This is a genomic window from Nocardia sp. SYP-A9097, from assembly GCF_009649815.1.
In the GTDB taxonomy this organism is placed as follows: domain Bacteria; phylum Actinomycetota; class Actinomycetes; order Mycobacteriales; family Mycobacteriaceae; genus Nocardia.
Window position 1 is genome coordinate 383,945 of record NZ_WJIC01000001.1, and the last position, 19,329, is coordinate 403,273.

A 19,329-nucleotide genomic window follows, 5' to 3' on the forward strand; every position below is an offset into this window, starting at 1 on the left:
CACACGTTCATGGATTGTGACAGTTGGGACTAGTGTGATCGTTGGTTCGTCGAGACGCAACCTCGGCATTCCGGCGATCCGCAACGGTTAGACGTCGAATGGGAGCTGCTCGTGCCGTACCGCAGAACGAAACACTCGTATGTTCTCCCGGTTGTCACTGCCCTGGCGATCACCGCGCCGCTCGGCATCCTGGCGCTGAGCGACTCCCCCGACATCCGGACCACCGACGAAAGCAAACTTGCAGCAATACCAGCGGAGATGGCCGAGGTGGCACTCGCCTCCGCGCCCGATCTGGTGCTGCCGCTGCGCGAACTCACCGGCATGAATCTGCCCGATCTCCACCTGTCCGATCTGCGTATGCTGCCGCTGCCCGCATCGATCAAGATCCCGCCGGGACTGGTGCCTGGGCTCGGGCTACCCAGCGAGATTCCACTACCGCGACTAGGTAAGCCCGGCAGCGCGCCGGGCTTCATCGCCGCCCCAGGACCCGAAGTGCCGGCACCGGGCGCTGGAAATCCCACTGCCGCACCGCAAGCCGAGAATCTTCCGAAAATTATCGGCGATCCCACCACCCCCGCACTGACTCCCAATGCCGTGCCGGACGAGCTGGTCAGCAAGGTTGGGGCGCAGGTCAAAGAACTCAGCCGGGACACCCCGTTCAGCATGGTCGCGTTGACCGCGCCGGAGCTGATCGGCACCACCGCACTCATTCGCGCCAAACGCACCGACGGCGGTTGGGGCCCTTGGTATCCCACCGAAGCCGTCGACACGCCCAGTAAGAAGGCCGGGCGCAGCGGCACCGAACCGATCTATGTCGGCAATACCAAATCCGTGCAGATCCTGGTGACGCGCAAGAACACCGCGAAACCGGTGAACGCGCCCGCGAATGTCCCCGCCGCACCGCCGGTGGACGCCCAAGCCGTGCCGCCGGCGGATGTTCAGGCAGTGCCGCCCGCGAACCCCGATGCCCCGGTACTCGACGCTCCCGCCAATCCGGACGCGCCAGTCGCGCCCAACCCCGGTGCGCCGGCACCGGTCGCACCCGCGAATCCCGGTGCCCCCGTACCGAACGCGCCCAATCCCGACGCGCAAGCCCTGCCGGGACGCCCCGAAGCCGCCCCGTTCACCGATCACTCCGGCGACCCCGCGCAGATCAACCTGGAGAAACTCGCCGCGATTCTCATCGATCCGGGTCGCGGCGCGGCCGATGAGAACCTCAATCGGGTCGCCGCACCGCTGCCCGGCGGCGGACCCAAGGTGATCAGCCGCGCGCAATGGGGTGCGGACGAATCCCTGCGCTGCGAGGAACCCACCTACGACGACGGCGTCAACGGCATTACCGTGCACCACACCGCCGGCCGCAATGACTACACCGCCGCCGAATCCGCGGGCATCGTGCGCTCCATCTACACCTATCACGCAAAGACTTTGGGCTGGTGCGACATCGGCTACAACGCACTCGTCGACAAGTACGGGCAGATCTTCGAAGGACGATTCGGCGGACTGGATCGTCCCGTCGAAGGCGCGCACGCGGGCGGATTCAATATCAATACCGCCGGTGTCGCGTTCATGGGCAATCACGAGGAAGAAGCGCCGACCGAGGAAGCCATCCAGGCGATGGGCAACTTCATCGGATGGCGGTCCAAGGTGGCCGGCATCGATCCGGAGGGCAAGACCACCATGTATTCCGAGGGCAGCGATTACACGCGCTACGCCCTCGGACAGGCCGTGAAACTGCCGAATATCTTCGCGCACAGGGATGTCGGCAACACCTCATGCCCCGGCGATCTGGCCTACGAGCTGATGGACCGGATCCGGTCGATCGCGGAATCCGTTGCGGGGAAACCGAGTTCGGCGAATCCGGTGCAGCCGCAGAAGCCGTCGCAGACTCGTCCGCAGCGCAATGCCAATAATCAACAGCCGCAGAGTAATCCGAACAGCGAAACCGATCTGGCGACACTCGCCGACCTGACCGCCAAGCTGCTCGGCATGCTCGACACCAGTCCCGTCGCCAAGTACTACCGGGCGTCCGGCGGGCCGAATGGTCCTATGGGACAGGCGACTTCGGAACCGCAGCCGACCGGGAACGGCGGACAGTACGCGCAATTCGTGAACGGATACCTGTACTCCGGACCGGACGGGCAGGTGTTCCCGGTGGTCGGGAAGATCCTCCAGCGCTTCCTGCAATTGGGGGCGGGCACCGGAATGCTCGGCCTGCCCACCAGCGGTGAATACCCGGTGCAGGACGGGGTGCGAACCGACTTCCAGAACGGGTCACTGATTTTCAGCCAGTTGACGGGGATTGTGACGACCGTGCTGAAGAACCTGACCGCCGGACAAGGTCAAGCGCCCGCGCCGATTCCCGCCGTGCTCGGGGATGCCCAGCAGGCGGATCCGATTCCGGCTGCGGGACCGTAACTTTCAGTGATTTTGGCCGGGAATCCAATTGGCAGGTGTGGATCCCGGCCAAAAGCATGCCGGGATGACGTGGGCAGCGCGCCGTGCTCGACGAGGCGCCGGCAGACCGCCGCCGTTAGACGGAGGCGGTCAGACCCACCAGCGTTCGAGAACCTGGGCTACGCCGTCCTCGTGATTCGGGGCGGCAACCTCGTCGGCGGCGGCAATCGCCTCGGGGTGGGCATTGCCCATGGCAACGCCGTGGCCCGCCATCTTGAGCATGGGGACGTCATTCGGCATGTCGCCGAAGGCAATCAAAGCCGTGTGCTGGACGCCCAAGCGTTGCGCGACACTCGCGAGACCGGTCGCTTTGGTGACGCCGGGAGCGGACAGTTCGATCAGGCCGTTGTCCGTCGAATAGGTGAGGTCGGCGCGACCCGTCAGATACGGCTCCAGAATCGCGCGCATGGCATCGCTGGTGGCACTCGGCAATCGGATCAGCATTTTGATGGCCGGCGCGGCGATCACCTCGGCCCGCGACACCTCGGTGTCATCCGGATTCAGCCAGGCGTGCTCGTACTCCGGGGAGCTCACGAATTGCGGAGTCGCCGCATCATGCGCGGTCGCCCCGACCCGCTCGGCCGCGAGTCCACAACCGGGGAGCAGGGTTTCGGCCAGATCCGCGGCCCAGGCCAGGGTCTCCACATCGAGCGTGCGGGTGGAAAGGATCCGGTCCGCGGCGCTGTCGTAGATGACCGCGCCATTCGCGCACACGCACAACGGCGCGTAACCGAGGCCTTCGACGACCGGATCGATCCAGCGCGGCGGCCGGCCGGTGGCGAGCACGAACTGCACGCCATCCGCGATCAGGGCGTCGATCGCGGCTTTGGTGCGCGAGCTCACCTGCTCGCCGTTGTCGATGAGGGTTCCATCGACATCGGTGGCCACCATTTTGGGTTTGGGCAGGTGGAAGAGAGTCACCTAGTCCATCCTGCCTGAAACCCGCGCCCGAAATGAGAACGCTGCGCGAATTGCCCGGCATTGTCTGCATGCTCGTTACCCGCCACTGCTGTCCCGTAACACACGGTTATCCACAGGTATCCCTATGATCTGGGCTAGAACTCGACCCGAGAGGGACTGATGGCCGGTTTTCTACTGCGACGCGCGCTGAACTATGTCGTGCTGCTCGTGCTGGCGTCGTTCCTGGTATTCACCGTGGCATCGCTCACGTTCACGCCACTGGACTACCTGGAACAGCGCAATCCGCGACCGCCGCAGTCGGTCATCGATGCCAAGCGCGCCGAGTTGCACCTGAATGAGCCCATCCCGCAGCGCTATCTGGCGTGGGCGGGCGGAGTCGTGCAGGGCGACTTCGGCAAGACGCTCGCCGGACAGCCGATCACGCAGGAGCTGCCCCGCCGAATCGGGGTGAGCCTGCGCCTGCTCATTATCGGTGCGCTGGTCGGCACCGTGCTCGGTGTGCTCATCGGTGCGTCGAATGCCATCCGGCAGTACAAGTTCAGCGATTACCTAAGTACCGTCGTCTCACTGCTACTGCTGTCCACACCGGTGTTCCTGCTCGCCACACTGCTGAAATACGGTGCGCTGGAGATCAATCTGTCCACCGGGAAGCAGATCTTCCTCTATACCGGCGAGACCTCGGCGACGCAGGTGCACGGGCTGTGGAATCAACTGGTCGACCGGGTCCAGCATTTGGTGGTCCCCAGCCTCGGCCTCGCGCTGGGCACCATGGCCGCCTACAGCCGATACCAGCGCAATGCCATGCTCGACGTGCTGAGCAGCGATTTCATCCGCACCGCCCGCGCCAAGGGGCTGCCGCGCAGCCGCGCCCTCTACAAGCACGGGCTGCGCACCGCACTGATCCCCATGGCGACGCTGTTCGCCTACAGCCTGGGCGGTCTCATTACCGGCGCCACCTTCACCGAGAAGATCTTCGGCTGGCACGGAGTCGGTGAATGGCTGGTGGACGGCATCAATGCCCAGGACATCAATATCGTGCTGACCGTGACCGTATTCGCAGGCCTGGTGGTGCTGCTGTCCGGTCTGCTGTCGGATATCGCGTACGCGATCCTCGATCCCAGGGTGCGTGTCGGATGACAGATGTCGAAATCATCGTCCAGGGTGCGCCACAGGCCGCCACCGGGCGACGCAAGCTGGTGTGGCGGCGCTTCCTCCGCAACAAGGTCGCGGTGACCGCGACCATCGTGCTGCTGCTGGTCTTCGTGGTGGCGTTCACGCTGCCGCACTTCCTGTCGTACACCTATACCGATATCGATCCGACCGCGAAGTTGCAGCCGCCCAGCGGGAAACACTGGTTCGGCACCACCACCATCGGCGAGGACGTACTCGCGCAGACACTGCGTGGATTGCAGAAGTCCCTCATCATCGGGTTCGGGGCGGCCATTATCGGCGCGTTCATCGCCACCATCGCCGGATCGGTGGCAGGTCTGCTCGGCGGCTGGACCGACAAGGCCATTATGTGGCTGGTCGATCTGCTGCTGGTGGTCCCGAGCTTCATCATGATCGCGTTGTTCGCACCCAAGACCAAGGGCAATGGCTCGATCGTGCTGCTGACCCTGCTCATCGCCGGATTCGGCTGGATGATCAGCGCGCGCATCATCCGCGGACTCTCCATGAGCCTGCGCGAACGCGAATTCGTCCGCGCCGCACGGTATATGGGTGCCTCCACCTGGACGGTCATCACCACGCATGTGGTGCCGAACATCGCGTCCATCCTGATTATCGACACCACATTGGCGGTGGGTGGCGCGGTCATGGCCGAAACCGGTTTGAGCTTCCTCGGATTCGGCGTACAACCGCCCGATGTGTCGCTCGGCTCGCTGATCGGCACGTACAGCAAGTCGGCGCTGACCTACCCGTGGACGTTCATGTTCGCCGGTGGATTCCTGATCACGATCGTGTTGTGCGCCAACCTCATGGGCGATGGATTGCGCGATGCCTTCGACCCGAGTGCGAAGAAGGCACGGGCCAAGCAGGCGCGGAAGAAGGCCGGCAAATGAGCGAAGAGACCTCGGCCGAGCGGCGGCGCACGACCACCGCGCCGCTATTGGAAGTCGGGGACCTGCGCGTGTCCTTCCCCGGTGAGGAAGGCCGCGTCGACGCGGTGCGGGGCGTGAATTTCGCCGTGAACGACGGCGAAGTGCTGGCCATCGTCGGCGAGTCGGGTTCCGGTAAATCGGTGTCCTCCATGGCGATCATGGGGCTGCTGCCCGAACAGGCCCGCATCCAGGGCTCCATCCGGCTGCGCGGCCGAGAACTGCTCGGACTCGACGACAAGCAGATGTCCACCCTGCGCGGCAGCAGCGTGTCCATGGTGTTCCAGGACCCGCTGTCCGCGCTCACCCCGGTCTATCGCATCGGCGATCAGATCGCGGAAGCGCTACTGGCGCACCGCAAGATGAGCAAGCATGAGGCGGCCGCCAAGGCGATCGAACTGCTCGAGTTGGTGGGCATTCCCGATCCGGCGGTGCGCGCCAAGGCATTTCCGCACGAGTTCTCCGGCGGTATGCGGCAGCGCGTGGTCATCGCCATGGCGATTGCCAATGATCCCGAGCTGATCATCTGCGACGAGCCGACCACCGCACTGGATGTGACGGTGCAGGCGCAGATCTTGAATCTGCTGCGCAAGGCCCGCGATATCACCGGAGCCGGTGTCATCTTCATTACGCACGATATGGGTATCGCCGCCACCCTCGCCGATCGAGTGGCCGTCATGTACGCCGGGCGGATCGTCGAAACCGCTCCTGCCGCAGAGCTTTTCCACGAGCCGCGAATGCCGTACACGGTCGGCCTGCTCGGCTCGATTCCGCGTATGGACGGTCCGGCCCGGGCGGCGCTCATTCCCATCGCGGGCGCACCGCCCGCCATGCACGCGCTCCCGGCGGGCTGCACCTTCGCACCGCGCTGCCCGATCGCCGTCGACGACTGCTTGGTCGCCGAACCGCCCCTGGAGGACACCGGTCCCGGGCATCGCGCCGCCTGCATTCGTACCGCCGAGATCGGCACCGAACAGCTGTTCACCGCCTACCGCAAGGAGATCGACGCCCCGGCCGAGGTCGCGAAGGTAGACGAATCGCAGGTGGTGCTGAAGGTGACCGACCTGCGCAAAACCTTCCCGATCACCAAAGGTGTGGTGTTCCAGCGCCGTACCGGTGAGGTCAAGGCTGTCGACGGCATCAGCTTCGAGGTGCGGTCGGGCAAAACCCTTGCGCTGGTGGGTGAATCGGGATCGGGTAAGTCGACCACGCTCACCCAGATCATGGATCTGCTGCGGCCCGAGAGCGGCAGTATCGAGATCCTCGGCCACGATGTCAGCACGCTGACCAAACCGCAGCGGCGCGAGATCCGGCGCAAGATGCAGATCGTCTTCCAGGATCCGTCGTCCTCGCTCGATCCGCGCCTGCCCATCTCCGATGCCATTGCCGAACCGCTGCGCATCAACGGCCGCTCCCGCGAGGAGATCAACAAGCGGGTGCCGGAGCTGCTGGAACAGGTCGGGCTGCGGCCCGAACATGCCGACCGGTACCCGGCGGACTTCTCCGGCGGCCAGAAGCAGCGCATCAATGTGGCCCGCGCCCTGGCACTGGATCCCGAACTACTGGTGCTCGACGAACCGGTTTCCTCCCTGGACGTCTCGATCCAGGCGGGCGTGCTGAATCTGCTGCGCGACCTGCAGACCGAGCGCGGACTGTCCTATCTGTTCGTCTCCCACGACCTTTCGGTGGTGCGTAATCTGGCGCACGACATCGCGGTCATGTATCGCGGGCAGATCGTCGAATACGGTCCGGCGGAACGCATTTTCGCCGCTCCGGAGCACGAATACACCCGTGCGCTGATCGACGCGGTACCCGTTCCGGTAGCGACTCGATAGGAGATGTCGGATGCGTAGTGGACGAGGTTGCGCCGCACTGGTACTCGCGGCCGGACTGGCATTGGCGGCGTGCAGCGGCGGCGATACCGCGCCCACCGGCACGGGCAGCCTCGGCAGCACCGCGGATATCAATGAGCATTCGCGCGACGACATTCGCGACGGCGGCGATCTACGGCTCGCCATGACCTCGTTCCCGGCGAACTGGAACACGCTCCAGATCGACGGCAATGACGGCGAAGTCGCCGACATGATCAAACCGCTCATGCCGCGGTCATTCGAGACCGATGCCGCCGGCAATCTCAGCATCGACCACGACTTCTTCACCGACGTGCAGATGACCAGCACCAGCCCGCAGGTGGTCAGCTACACCATCAATCCGAAGGCGGTGTGGTCGGACGGGTCGCCGATCACCTGGGAAGATATCGCCGCGCAGGCGAATGCCTTGAGCGGCAAGGACAAACGCTTCCTCATCGCCATCTCCAACGGGTTCGACCGCGTGGCCAAGGTGGAGCGCGGCGCGGACGACCGGCAGGCGATCATCACCTTCGACAAGCCCTATGCGGATTGGAAGGGGCAGTTCGCCGGGAACTCCATGCTGTACCCGAAACAGGTGACGACCGACCCGGATGCGTTCAATACCTCGGAGGTGAACGCGATCGGGCTCACCTCGGGACCGTTCGTGGTGCGCTCCGCCGACCGCACCGGCGGCCTGATCACCCTGGCCCGCAATCCGAAATGGTGGGGCGATCAGCCCAAACTCGACACCATGGTCTACCGGGTGCTGGACAGCAATGCGTGGACCCAGGCGCTGCAGAACAAAGAGGTCGACGCGGTCCTGCTCCGAACCATCGACGATCTGCAGAACGTGCGCGCGGTGCCCGACCTGACCATCCGGCACGCGCCACTGAATCGGTGGCGGCACTTCACCTTCAATGGCGCACCGGGCTCCATCCTCGCGGATTCGCAACTGCGCGTGGCCATTTCGAAGGCCATCGACCGGCAGCGGATCGCCGACCTCATGCAGAACGGGCTCACCGCCAAGCCGGAACCGCTGAACAATCACATCTTCCTGCGCGGCCAGCGCGGTTATCAGAACAACAGCCTCGGCTTCGATCCGGACGCCGCCGCCAAGGAACTCGACGCGCTCGGCTGGACCCGCGACGGCACTGGACGCGTGAAAGACGGTAAGCGCCTGGTGATTCGGGACGTCATGTACAACGACGACACCTGGGTGCAGATCGCCAAACTCATCCAACAGGACCTGGGCAAGGTCGGCGTCGAACTGACCATCGACACCCGGCCCGGAAACCGCTACTTCGCCGATGTCATCCAGCCCGGCGACTTCGACGTCTGCCAGTTCGTCTTCCAGGGTGATGCGTTCCCGTACAACGGGATTCCGCAGATCTACGGCTACTACCCCGATAATTTGCAGGCCAACTTCGGCCGCATCGGCTCCCCCGAGCTCAACGACCTCATCGACAAGACGCTGTCCGAACTGGATCCGGAGAAGGCCGTCCAACTGGCCAATCAGGTGGATCGCAAGGTCTTCGAGGAAGGCCACTCGCTGCCGCTGATCCAGAACGAGGGCAACTACGGCACGCGATCCGACCTGGCCAATTACGGTGCGCCGGGCCTGGCCTCGTACGACTACACCAAGATCGGGTACCTGAAATAAGGCCCGAAGTAACCACCAGCCGTTCCGGCGAAAGGAGCGTTCCATGCGGACACGTTCGACATTGACCCGGCTAGCGATCCCGCTGGCCGCGATCGGCCTGATCGTGTCCGGGTGCAGCTCTGGCAGCAGCGGGGAGGGCGGCACCAGCGCACTGGGATCCACCAATGCCATCAACCCGCATCCCGTATCGGATCTGAAGGACGGCGGCAACCTGCGGCTGGCGCTGACGGCATTCCCGGAATCATTCAATGGCCTGAGCGTCGACGGCAATACGACCGACACCAATGACGTCATCAGCCCGACGCTTCCCGTGCCATTCGTCAGCGACGCCGCCGGCGAGCTCAACATCGATCATGACTACTTCACCGATGTGCAGATGACCGGCAATAGCCCGCAGGTGATCACGTACACGATCAACCCCAAGGCGGTGTGGACCGATGGGAGTCCCATCATCTGGGAGGACATGCGGTCGCAGTGGCAGTCGCAAAACGGCGTCAACCCTGAATACCTGGTGGCCGGCACCCAGGGCTACGACCAGATCGAAAAGGTGGAGCGCGGGGCCGATGACCGGCAGGCGGTGGTCACCTTCCGACAGCCCTACGCCGAGTGGAAGGGCCTGTTCGGCCCGCTGTACCCGAAGGCGAACACCGTCTCGCCGCAGGCGTTCAACGATTGGGCACGAAACTCGCTGCCGGTCAGCGCCGGACCTTTCACGATCACCAACTTGGATCGGACCCAGAGCCGAATCACGTTGAGCCGCAACCCCAAATGGTGGGGAGATACGCCCAAGCTCGACAACATCACTTTCAGCGTGCTGGATATCGCGGCGTGGTTGCCGGCCATCCAGAACAATGAACTCGACGAGGCGTACATGTCCGGGCTGGAGAACGTCACTGCCTCCAGGCAGGCCCCCGGAGTGGAAATCCGTCGCGCGTCCGAACCCACGTTCAGCCTTGTCGCGTTCAATGGCGCACCCGGATCGGTGCTTGAGGATGTGAAGGTGCGGCAGGCCGTTGCCAAGGCCATCAACCGGCAGACCATCGCCGAAACCAATCAGCATGGCCTCGTGGACAATCCGAAGGCGCTGAACAGCCATGTGTTCATGGATGGCCAGAAGGGCTACCAGGACAATTCGGCGGTCGTCGGGTATGACCCCGATGCCGCCGCCAAGGAACTCGACGCCCTCGGCTGGGTCCTCAACGGCGATGTGCGGGAGAAGGGCGGCCGCAAGTTGATCCTGCGTGACGTCATGTACCAACAGGACCGCTGGGTTGATATCGCCAAGCTCATGCAGGCCGACTTGCAAAAAATCGGCGTCAAGTTGGAAATCCAGACAGTGCCGGGCTCCGGGCTGTTCACCAATGTGATCGACCCGGGCAACTTCGACCTCGCCCAGTACAGCCTGCAGGGCGGCGTCCTGCCGCTCGGCGTGCTTCGGCAGGTCTACTACTACGACCCGAAGAACTGGCAGGGCAACAAATCCCGTATCGGCTCACCCGAGCTCAATACCGTCATCGACCAGACGCTCACCGAACTCAGCCCGGACAAGGCGCTCGAACTGGCCAATAAGGCCGACACCATGATCTGGACCGAAGTTCATTCGCTGCCCCTCGTCCAGGCACCTGGCACCCACGCCGCCCGGACCGACCTGGCCAACTGGGGTGCGTTCGGTATGGCCTCCCCCGACTACACCAAGGTCGGCTTCCTCAAGTGATCTCCCGGACGGGTCATCCGCTGACCTATCCGGCCGTTGTGACGATCGGCGCTCTCGCGATTTGCCTCGCTTGGGCGCCGTTCGGCGGTTCGGAGGAGGTTGCCATGTTGGGGACGGTGGCGCTGATTATTTTGGGGTACAGCGGATTTCAAGTCACGAGTGCGTTCGGGTATCTGCCAGCCGGGCTGCCGCGAGGTGTCGCGTGCCGGGATGTGGGGGTGCGGCGGGTGCGGCAGCAGCATCGGCTGGTCAGCCGGTCTTGGTTGGAGTTCACCACGGGTGGGCGGACCCGTTGGCTGCCGGTGTATTTCGATCCGACCTTGGTGACGCTGACCCAGACCGATGCCGAATTGGCCGGGCGCACAGTCACTGTGGATGGGATGCGGGTGTATCCCGCTGGGCGGCTGCGTAATACCGAACCGGTGGGACGGCTCATCGATAATCCGGCTCGGCCGGATGACGGGGCGGCGGTGACAGCGTTGCGGGTCGCGCGGTATGGGCGGCGGCTGCTGCTCGACGCGCAGTCTGCGGTGGTGGGGCCGTTCGCAGGGCTGCTGTGGGTGTATGTAGCGGGCGGCGGGCCAACGGCTTTCGCCGCCGCCACCATGATGGGGGCGGGTGCGGCGGTGTGGTTTTCGGCGATTCGCGGGTCCGATCCCAGTTGATCGGTCGAATAACCCCGGCTCACAGTCCCTTCCGGACCCCATGATCCGGAAGGGCTGCGTTTTCCGCTACTGCTCGGCGCGGCGCGCGGCCTTCTCCGCCGCCTCGGCCCGGTCGAGTTCGTTCGCCTCTTCCAGAGTCGGTGCGCTGCCGCCCAATCGCGCGGGCACCCAGTACGCGCCGGGCTCGTGCACGTAATCCTTCTGCACGTTCAGGAGCATGGCTTCCATGGTCTTGTGCAGCTGGTCGGTCAGCGCGGACGCCGGTTCGACCGGCTGGATCGGCGCGCCCACCTCGATGGAGATGGGGGTATTGGTGCGGCCCAGGCGCTTGCGATGCCCCTTGGTCCAGACCCGCTGCGCGCCCCAGATCACAATCGGGATGATCGGCACATTCGCCTCGATGGCCATACGAGCCGCGCCGGACTTGAATTCCTTCAACTCGAAACTGCGGCTGATGGTCGCCTCCGGATACACACCCACCAGTTCGCCCGAGCGCAGCCGATTCACAGCCTCACGATACGAATCCGCGCCCGCGGCGCGATCCACCGGAATATGCTTGAGCGCCCGCATGATCGGACCCATGACCGAGTTGTCGAAAACCTCCTTTTTCGCCATAAAACGCACATAGCGCTTCGACGTACGCGCAGGCAGGCCCGCATACGTGAAGTCCATGTAACCCGTGTGATTGATGGCGATGACAGCGCCACCCTTCGCCGGGATGTTTTCGTCGCCAGTGACAGTGAACTTCAGGCCTTGCGCCGCGAAGACGGTACGAGCCAGCCCGACAATCGGGAAGTAGACGGGTTCCACAATTCCGTGAGCGTAGTCGCTACCCGCGTGGCGACCAGTGATCCAGGCAACAACCGTCCGGCGACGGCCGGTTCGAGGGCGAAATAACCGGCATTCACCCTGAAGTACGGGAGCCGGGGTTACTGCATCGGCGACGTTTCCGGGTAGCCAGTAGTCTGGGTGGCTGGTAACGGTCGAGGAGGAAGAAGCTCGTGCAGATCACCAGCGTCGGACACGCCGGGTTCCACATCTCAACCGCAGCGGGGACGATCCTGTGCGATCCGTGGGTCAACCCGGCATATTTCGCATCATGGGTTCCCTTCCCCGACAACACCCAACTGGATTGGGACGCGCTCGGCAACTGCGATTTCCTCTACGTCTCGCATCTGCACCGCGATCACTTCGACGCGAAACACCTCGCCGACAAGATCAATAAGGACGCGACGGTCCTGCTCCCCGACTATCCGGTGCCGGATCTGCGCCGCGAGCTGGAGCAGCTGGGCTTCACCAAGTTCTTCGAAACCGAGAACTCGGTCAAGCACACCATCACCGGTGCCGGCGGCAACGAGCTCGACATCATGATCATCGCGCTGCGCGCACCCGCCGACGGACCCATCGGCGACTCCGGCATCGTCGTCTCCGACGGTGAAACCGTGTGCTTCAACATGAATGACGCGCGACCGGTCGATATGGATGTGCTGCACGACGCCTTCGGGCACGTGGACATCCACCTGCTGCAGTACTCCGGGGCCATCTGGTACCCGATGGTCTACGACATTCCAGCCAAGACCAAGGCCAACTTCGGCAAGCAGAAGCGTCAGCGCGGAATGGACCGGGCGCGCTCGTATATCGAACAGGTCGGGGCCACCTGGGTCGTGCCATCCGCCGGGCCGCCGGTGTTCCTGGACGACGAACTGCGCTATCTGAACGACGATCGCGGGGATGAAGGCAATATCTTCCCCGATCAGGTCGTCTTCCTGGATCAGATGGAGCTGCACGGGAACAACAGTGGAATCCTGATGATCCCGGGCTCGACCGTGGAACTGCACGGCAAGGACCTCGCCGAGCTCTCGCATCCCGTCGCACCGGACTCCATCTACGGTGACAAGGCCGCGTACATCGAGGCCATGGCACAGCGGTTCGCACCGGTCCTCGCCGCCGAAAAGGCTTCCTGGGCAAACGAAGACGACGGGCCGCTACTGCCCCGGTTGAAGGAACTCTTCGAACCGATCATGGCGCAGAGCGACCTGATCTGCGACGGCATCGGCTACTCAGTCGCCCTCGTCATGGGCGATGAGACCGTGGTGCTGGACTTCCCCAAGCGGCTCGTGCGCGAACCCGTCGAGGGAGAAGGCAAGCAGCGCTACGGATTCCGTATCGACCCGATCCTGGTGCGCACCGTCCTGCGCGATAACGAACCCGACTGGGTGAACACCATCTTCCTGTCCACGCGCTTCACCACCTGGCGCATCGGCGGATACAACGAATTCCTCTACACCTTCTTCAAATGCCTCACCGACGAACGCATCGCCTACGCCGACGGCTGGTTCTCCGAGGCACACGACGATTCGGCGTCGACCGAACTCGAGGGCTGGGAAGTACAGCGGCGGTGCCCGCATTTGAAGGCGGATCTGTCGAAATTCGGTGTGGTGGAGGGCAATACCCTCACCTGCAATCTGCACGGCTGGCAGTGGGATCTGGAATCGGGACGCTGCAAGACCTCCAAGGGGCATGAACTGCGCTCGCGCAAGCTCGACTTACCCGCCAATTAGCCGACGAATCCGGCCGGTGCCGTGACGGCACCAGCCGGATTCTCCGGAATCGGCGAATCAGCCCTGCACCTCGGAGTCCTGGAGTTCCCGGGTGAGCCGCGATGACCACGGGCACCAGAAACAGCCCGGCAGGAACGCGCCGCACGCCTCGTCGAGATAGTCCTCGGTGTACTGAATGCTGGAGTCGCACACCTCGATGGCCATGGTGAAGAACGTGATGGTGTCCGGGTCGAAGGCGAAGGACCAGCCCGGATTGTAGGGCTCGGGCCGCTTGCGAATCTTGCCCATCACATGGGTCGACATCGTTTCCTCGCCGGACAGGATGCGGCGAGCCTCGGCAATGCGCTGATCATTGATCAGCTTGAAGACGAATTCCTTGCCGGAGTAATCGGTGAATGCGAAGTAGGCCATGACATTCCCTCTCGACTGATCTATCGGATGGAAACAAACCTGCTCTTCGATGGTAGGTGGGGCGCGGCCAGGAATTTATCAAATTCGATTGTGCGGCAACGGAATTAAGATACCGTGCCGTATGTCGCGGGTGGAACCGGAGCCAGGTTTCGCATTACCGCGCCTGGAAAACCTGCTGTCCGTTACTTTGGGAAACCAGTTGCGTACCAGTCCGTTTCGTTTGCATCAGTAAGTCTCGAACGGCCATGGCGCCGCGAGCCACCGGAGCGGCGATCCGGCCGTCCGCGGCAATCAGCACCCCGGATGGGGTACCACGCACCCGATACCGCAGCGACGCCTCATTCCCCTGCTGCACCAACATGGGAATCGCACCCAGACCCTGCGTGCGTGCCCACTCGGCATGCGGCTCATCCGCACCATTGCCCACCACCGCTATCGTCACCGCATCCGCGCGCCGCAGCTGCCAGCGGGGCAGCTCCCGTGCCAGCGCGGCGCACATCTCGCACGACGGATGCACGAAAACCAGCAGCACCGAACGACCCGGCGCGAGTAGCGATTCCAGGCTGGTACTGCCCGCGCCCGAGGCATTCAGCAGGTCGAACTCCGGGGCCACCGCACCGGTCGGCAAACCCTCCCCGCCCAGCGTCGACAGCGCCTGCTCATCCAATCTCCGGCGCAGCGAACGCAGCTCACCCCACAGCCAGACCAGCACCATGGCGAAGACCGCCGCCACCGCCATCCCCACCGCATGCTCGGCCGGCAGCGCCGCGGGCACCCGCGGATACGCCACCGAACCGACCGCGACCACCAGCGACAACAGCATGAGCACGCCATTGCGCACCAGGGTTCCCGTCCCGATCGGCGCGGAACTCGCCGCACCGAAACACGAACAGGCCGGATGCTTGCCCTGCCGCAGCAGCCGCGCCACCGCGCCGGTGAACGCCGCGAGCAGCCCCACCGAGATGAGCGCCGCCGCGGCCGCCGTCCAGCGCGGTAGGAGCGCCAGGGCGATCACCGCCTCCAGCAGCGGTAGCGCCCGCCCGACGGTGGGAATCAGGCGCAGTGGAATACCGAACTCCCCCACCGCCTTCCTGGTCCCCGGCGGATCCGCGAACTTGCCCCACGCGGAGAGTCCGAAGACCGCCGCCAGTACCAGTCGAGCCACCCACACCCCGTAGTCGATAGCCATAATCGCACCATCGCACATTCCCGATTCCCGCGAATCACGAATGAACGGAGCGGTTTTCAGGCCCGGTCGCGTGCCGCCAAGGCCACCGCCGCGAAGGTGAGCAGGCAGCCCGCCACCGCCGGCACCGAAAGCGCCCGACCGGTCGGTGCTGACAAATCCAGTAGCAACGACATCAACAACTGGCCCGCCACCGACGTCAGCCCCAGCAGCAGCACCCCGATCCAGCGCACCACAACCACCGCCAGGCCGATGAAGAACACCCCGATCACCCCACCCAGATACAGCCACGGCTCAGCGGGAAACGTTGCCGGCCAACCATTCCCGACCACCACCAGCGACTCGACCAACAGCAACCCCACCGTCCCCGTCACGAAATTCGCCAGCGTCGCCGTACGCGGTCCACCCACCGCACCCACCCGCCCATTCACCGCCTGCTGCCAAGCCACCCCCACCCCCGCCAAAACCGGCAATACGATCAAAACCCCCACCGGCACCGCCCCGAACCACCCCGGCCCAGCCGAACCCGACCCACCCCGCCGCCCGAACGTGGCCAGCACGACCGCCCCCAGCGCCACCACCGCACCCCCGACCCGCCATCCGGTCACCGCGGTACGCCCACCCGGCCCCACCCCCTGCCGATCCACCACCAGACTGCTCACCAACTGCCCCGCCACCGCCGACACCGTGAACGCCGTCACCCCGATCGCCGCCACCGTAAGCCCTTGGCAGGCAACGAAGAACGCCCCACACAACCCACCCAGCAACTGCCACCACCGCAGACTCCCGCCCCGCACCGCCCGACACACCCGCACCACTCCGGCCCGTCCGCTCCCGCTCCCCACGCAGACCACCGCCACCACCAGCAACCCCGACCCGAAACTCACCACCGCCGCAGCCACCCCATCCTGCAACCGCTCCCCCAGCGCACCATTGATCCGCGCCTGCACCGCCACCCCCGCGCCGATACAACCCCCAAACATCAACCCCGCCCGCTGTCGCCCAGTCACCGCTCAATACTCCCCGCCAATCCCCGGAATGTACAATAATGAGGGCGTACATAGTCATTTCTTGTACAGGAGGGTGCTATGTCACTAACCCACATCGAAATCGATGACGATGCCCTCGAAATGGCGAAGAAGCTGGGCGGGCACCGCACGAAGACCGCCGCGGTCGCCGCGGCCCTGCACGAATACAACGAACGGCTCTCCCGAGCCGTCGCGTATGACCGCTACTTCGAGCTCGCCCAAACTTGGGACCTGGAAGGCGCCGAAGCCGCGCACCGGATGGAGAAGGAGCCACCTCCGAATTGATCGGATACCTGCTCGATTCCTCGGCGCTGTGGCGCGTACTGCGTGATCCGAAACTCCATACCCGGTGGCGGGAAGCGACCATTGCCGGTGAGGTGCACTCCTGCTATCCACAGCGGATCGAGTTCCTCCGATCGGCCCGCAACCTGAAGGAGTACGCCCAGTACTGCGCGATTTTCGACACGCTCTACAGCGATGTCACCGTTCCGAAGTCGGCCAGCCTGTGGATCGCCGGATTACAGTGGCGGGCAGCGGAAAACGGCAATCATCAATGCCTATCCGCCGTGGACTTACAGGTCTGTGCCACCGCCGCTTATCACGGCCTCACCGTCCTGCACGATGACTCCGACTTCGTGACCGCCGCCCGGCTCGCCACCGAACTCCAGCAGCACAACGTGCACGACGCGCCCGCCAGCCCACCCCCGGAGTAGTGAGATGCCTTGTGCTGGAACAGAACCTGGGAATGGTCGGGGCGGCGGCGGTCGGTTACGGTCGGGGCGTGACCGAATCGACCATCGGCGATACGTATGACGCCGAAACCTATCGGGTACTGGATGATGCTTGGAATTCTTGGGGGCGGTTGGATACCGATGTTATTGCGCACCTGATCAATCCGGCGTTCATGGGTGGGCCGCAGTGGCCGGCTTTACGGCAGGCGCACGCCATTGTGCGGCGCGATGACGCGCTGCTGGTGGCCAGTAGCGGGCTGGCCGATCCGACCGAGTGGGATGACAACGAACCCACGAACGGATACGAGTTGGAGGTGTTCGGGATATCGCCGGATATCGATGCCGGGAGTGACACCATTTCGGTGGCCACCTCCTGGCTCGGGCAGACCGTCATGACGGTGTCGAATCTGGTGGCGCAGTACGGGTTCCGGGTCTCGGAGATGTTGGAACTGTACGGGGTCATCACCATTCAACTCGATGATGCGCGGTTGCCGGATGCGGCCGCCGGGACGTATCTCGACGAGGACGGCGCGCTGGTGGTCATGCTCGGGCTCGTCGACGCGGAGCTACCCGAGACCGTGCCGGGGCCGCTGTCACCGATTCGGCTGGTCAATGTGAAGCTGCTGACCGTTCCGGAAGGGCGGTTCTGCGTGAACAATTCGATGGGGGACGCCGACGCGCGGCATGAACTCGCGCGGCGGTTCGCGGAGCAGGGCGGGGTGCTGCGGTCCAGTATCAGTCGGCCGTCGGTGGTCTGAGCGGGGACCGCTCCACCTCCCTCGGCAGCCAGGTCGGCACCAGCGCGGCGATCAACAGCAGCGGGGTGCCCAGCACGGCCACCAGCGCCGGAATGGGCAGCTGGCCGGCTGCCACACCTACGAAGACGAAGACGATCAGTGCGATCACCTCGGTGACCAAGCCGGACACCGAGGTGACCGTGGCACGAGCCGGACCCTCGATGACGTCCTGGAGGCGGGCCGAGGCGAGCACATCCGCGTTGTAGTCGATGCCGTAACCGATGGCGATGGCCGTAAAACCCACTGCCGTCAGGGGATACATCAATCCGGGGTGCGCGGTGGCCGTCCCGCACAACAGCGCACCACCGATGAAGAGCACGCCGCCGATGCCCAGTGCGATGGAAAATGCTCTGGCCGAGGCATTTTCGGTCCGACCGGCCAATGTGGCACCGGCCAGCGCACCGGCCACGGTCACCCCGACCAATACCGCCGAGATCGACGGGGAGACACCGGCATGATCCGCGAGCAGGGCGAAATACTCGTCGAACGCGGTAATGCCGTTCAGCAGCGCGACCAGGACCACTCCTCGGCGAATCACCCTAACCTGCAATGACTCTCGTAGCCCGGAGCGGAGCATGTGGAGATAGCGGGACATACCCGCCGGTGCGGAGGTCACCGATACCGGCGGCGGCTCGAAACCCGGCTCCTCCTCCAGATCCTCTATGTCCGAGGCAGATACGACCTTCGGCGCACTGGGCAGGACAGTCGCCGACAGCACATGTACACCCGCCAGCACCACACTCGACCAGCCCACCAGGGCAAAACCACCCCACGCGTACAGCGGCGCGGCCGCGAGAATGCCTATGAGAGCGGCTGATTCGGCCGCGGCACGCGTGTAACCCATCAGACGCGGGTACGCGGAAGTCGATGCCCGGGCGACCAGATCGTCGTAGATCAGCGCCTCGAAGGTGCCCGAGCGCAGCGCACCGGCCGTACCCCACAGGATGAATCCGGCCGCGAAACCGGCATAGGACGGCAGCAGCGTCCAGACCAGGAAACCCGCCGTCAGCAGGACTCCGGACAGGATCAGCAGAGCACGACGCGAAACCGTATCCGCCCAGGCACCCGAGGGCACCTCCAGCAGGAATGAGGTCGCCGACCAGATGACCAGCAGTGACGAGATCTGCGCCGTGCTCAACCCGTGGTCCGCGAAGAGCAGGGCATAGAGGGCGTAATACGGAATCAGATCCGCGGTGAACGCGAAGAACACCGCGCGCAGCGTGAGACCGCGGACCGGATCGGCGCGGCGGTT

At 64.5% G+C, this 19,329-nt stretch carries 17 protein-coding genes; 11 read left to right on the forward strand and 6 right to left on the reverse strand.

Features of this window, described 5'->3' with window-relative positions; genetic code table 11:
- Positions 1-111 precede the first annotated feature (111 nt).
- On the forward strand, positions 112-2,418 hold the full coding sequence (locus GFY24_RS43180) for an N-acetylmuramoyl-L-alanine amidase (RefSeq protein ID WP_309230302.1): 2,307 nt from the start codon (positions 112-114) through the stop codon (positions 2,416-2,418).
- A 129-nt stretch (positions 2,419-2,547) separates the two neighbouring features.
- On the opposite strand, the gene GFY24_RS01750 is transcribed toward GFY24_RS43180, so the two are convergent.
- Positions 2,548-3,348 carry an HAD family hydrolase gene (locus tag GFY24_RS01750; RefSeq protein ID WP_153803491.1) on the reverse strand — a complete coding sequence of 267 codons (801 nt, stop codon included), beginning with the start codon at positions 3,346-3,348 and terminating at the stop codon, positions 2,548-2,550.
- A gap of 189 nt (positions 3,349-3,537) precedes the next feature.
- Between GFY24_RS01750 and GFY24_RS01755 the strand changes: the two genes are divergently transcribed.
- From GFY24_RS01755 to GFY24_RS01780, 6 genes are all read left to right on the forward strand, one after another.
- Complete coding sequence (locus GFY24_RS01755; protein ID WP_153803159.1) at positions 3,538-4,515, forward strand: ABC transporter permease; 978 nt, start codon at positions 3,538-3,540, stop codon at positions 4,513-4,515.
- Positions 4,512-5,438: an ABC transporter permease gene (locus GFY24_RS01760; RefSeq protein WP_153803160.1), complete on the forward strand. Its 927-nt coding sequence runs from the start codon at positions 4,512-4,514 to the stop codon at positions 5,436-5,438. The genes GFY24_RS01755 and GFY24_RS01760 overlap by 4 nt, the downstream gene beginning before the upstream one ends.
- Positions 5,435-7,309, forward strand: coding sequence for an ABC transporter ATP-binding protein (locus tag GFY24_RS01765; protein ID WP_153803161.1), 1,875 nt, complete (start codon positions 5,435-5,437; stop codon positions 7,307-7,309). The genes GFY24_RS01760 and GFY24_RS01765 overlap by 4 nt, the downstream gene beginning before the upstream one ends.
- A gap of 10 nt (positions 7,310-7,319) precedes the next feature.
- On the forward strand, positions 7,320-8,984 hold the full coding sequence (locus tag GFY24_RS01770; RefSeq protein ID WP_153803162.1) for an ABC transporter family substrate-binding protein: 1,665 nt from the start codon (positions 7,320-7,322) through the stop codon (positions 8,982-8,984).
- A 43-nt stretch (positions 8,985-9,027) separates the two neighbouring features.
- Entirely contained in the window at positions 9,028-10,698 is a 1,671-nt protein-coding gene (locus GFY24_RS01775) for an ABC transporter family substrate-binding protein (RefSeq protein ID WP_153803163.1), read from the forward strand.
- Between the two features lie 104 nt (positions 10,699-10,802).
- A complete protein-coding gene (locus GFY24_RS01780) occupies positions 10,803-11,363 on the forward strand; it encodes a hypothetical protein (protein ID WP_153803492.1) in 561 nt (186 codons plus the stop codon).
- Positions 11,364-11,429: 66 nt separating this feature from the next.
- Here the strand turns inward: GFY24_RS01780 and GFY24_RS01785 are convergent, their stop codons facing one another.
- Entirely contained in the window at positions 11,430-12,173 is a 744-nt protein-coding gene (locus tag GFY24_RS01785; protein ID WP_309230304.1) for a lysophospholipid acyltransferase family protein, read from the reverse strand.
- A gap of 191 nt (positions 12,174-12,364) precedes the next feature.
- Here GFY24_RS01785 and GFY24_RS01790 point away from each other — a divergent pair, with 191 nt between their 5' ends.
- Positions 12,365-13,924: a Rieske 2Fe-2S domain-containing protein gene (locus GFY24_RS01790; protein ID WP_309230306.1), complete on the forward strand. Its 1,560-nt coding sequence runs from the start codon at positions 12,365-12,367 to the stop codon at positions 13,922-13,924.
- Between the two features lie 57 nt (positions 13,925-13,981).
- Here GFY24_RS01790 and GFY24_RS01795 read toward each other — a convergent pair whose 3' ends face one another.
- From GFY24_RS01795 to GFY24_RS01805, 3 genes are all read right to left on the reverse strand, one after another.
- Entirely contained in the window at positions 13,982-14,335 is a 354-nt protein-coding gene (locus tag GFY24_RS01795; RefSeq protein ID WP_153803164.1) for a calmodulin, read from the reverse strand.
- Between the two features lie 154 nt (positions 14,336-14,489).
- Positions 14,490-15,524, reverse strand: a complete 1,035-nt coding sequence (locus GFY24_RS01800) for a MauE/DoxX family redox-associated membrane protein (protein WP_194852709.1) — start codon at positions 15,522-15,524, stop codon at positions 14,490-14,492.
- A gap of 56 nt (positions 15,525-15,580) precedes the next feature.
- Positions 15,581-16,531: a DMT family transporter gene (locus GFY24_RS01805; protein WP_309230308.1), complete on the reverse strand. Its 951-nt coding sequence runs from the start codon at positions 16,529-16,531 to the stop codon at positions 15,581-15,583.
- A gap of 78 nt (positions 16,532-16,609) precedes the next feature.
- On the opposite strand from GFY24_RS01805, the gene GFY24_RS01810 reads away from it, so the two are divergent.
- From GFY24_RS01810 to GFY24_RS01820, 3 genes are all read left to right on the forward strand, one after another.
- The gene (locus GFY24_RS01810; RefSeq protein ID WP_153803166.1) at positions 16,610-16,834 is read left to right on the forward strand and encodes a type II toxin-antitoxin system VapB family antitoxin; all 225 of its coding nucleotides are present in this window, start codon (positions 16,610-16,612) and stop codon (positions 16,832-16,834) included.
- A complete protein-coding gene (locus GFY24_RS01815; protein ID WP_153803167.1) occupies positions 16,831-17,262 on the forward strand; it encodes a PIN domain-containing protein in 432 nt (143 codons plus the stop codon). The genes GFY24_RS01810 and GFY24_RS01815 overlap by 4 nt, the downstream gene beginning before the upstream one ends.
- A gap of 68 nt (positions 17,263-17,330) precedes the next feature.
- Complete coding sequence (locus tag GFY24_RS01820) at positions 17,331-18,038, forward strand: hypothetical protein (protein WP_153803168.1); 708 nt, start codon at positions 17,331-17,333, stop codon at positions 18,036-18,038.
- Here the strand turns inward: GFY24_RS01820 and GFY24_RS01825 are convergent.
- Positions 18,016-19,287 (reverse strand): MFS transporter, encoded by a 1,272-nt coding sequence (locus tag GFY24_RS01825; RefSeq protein WP_309230309.1) that lies wholly within the window; start codon positions 19,285-19,287, stop codon positions 18,016-18,018. The genes GFY24_RS01820 and GFY24_RS01825 overlap by 23 nt on opposite strands.
- Positions 19,288-19,329 lie beyond the last annotated feature (42 nt).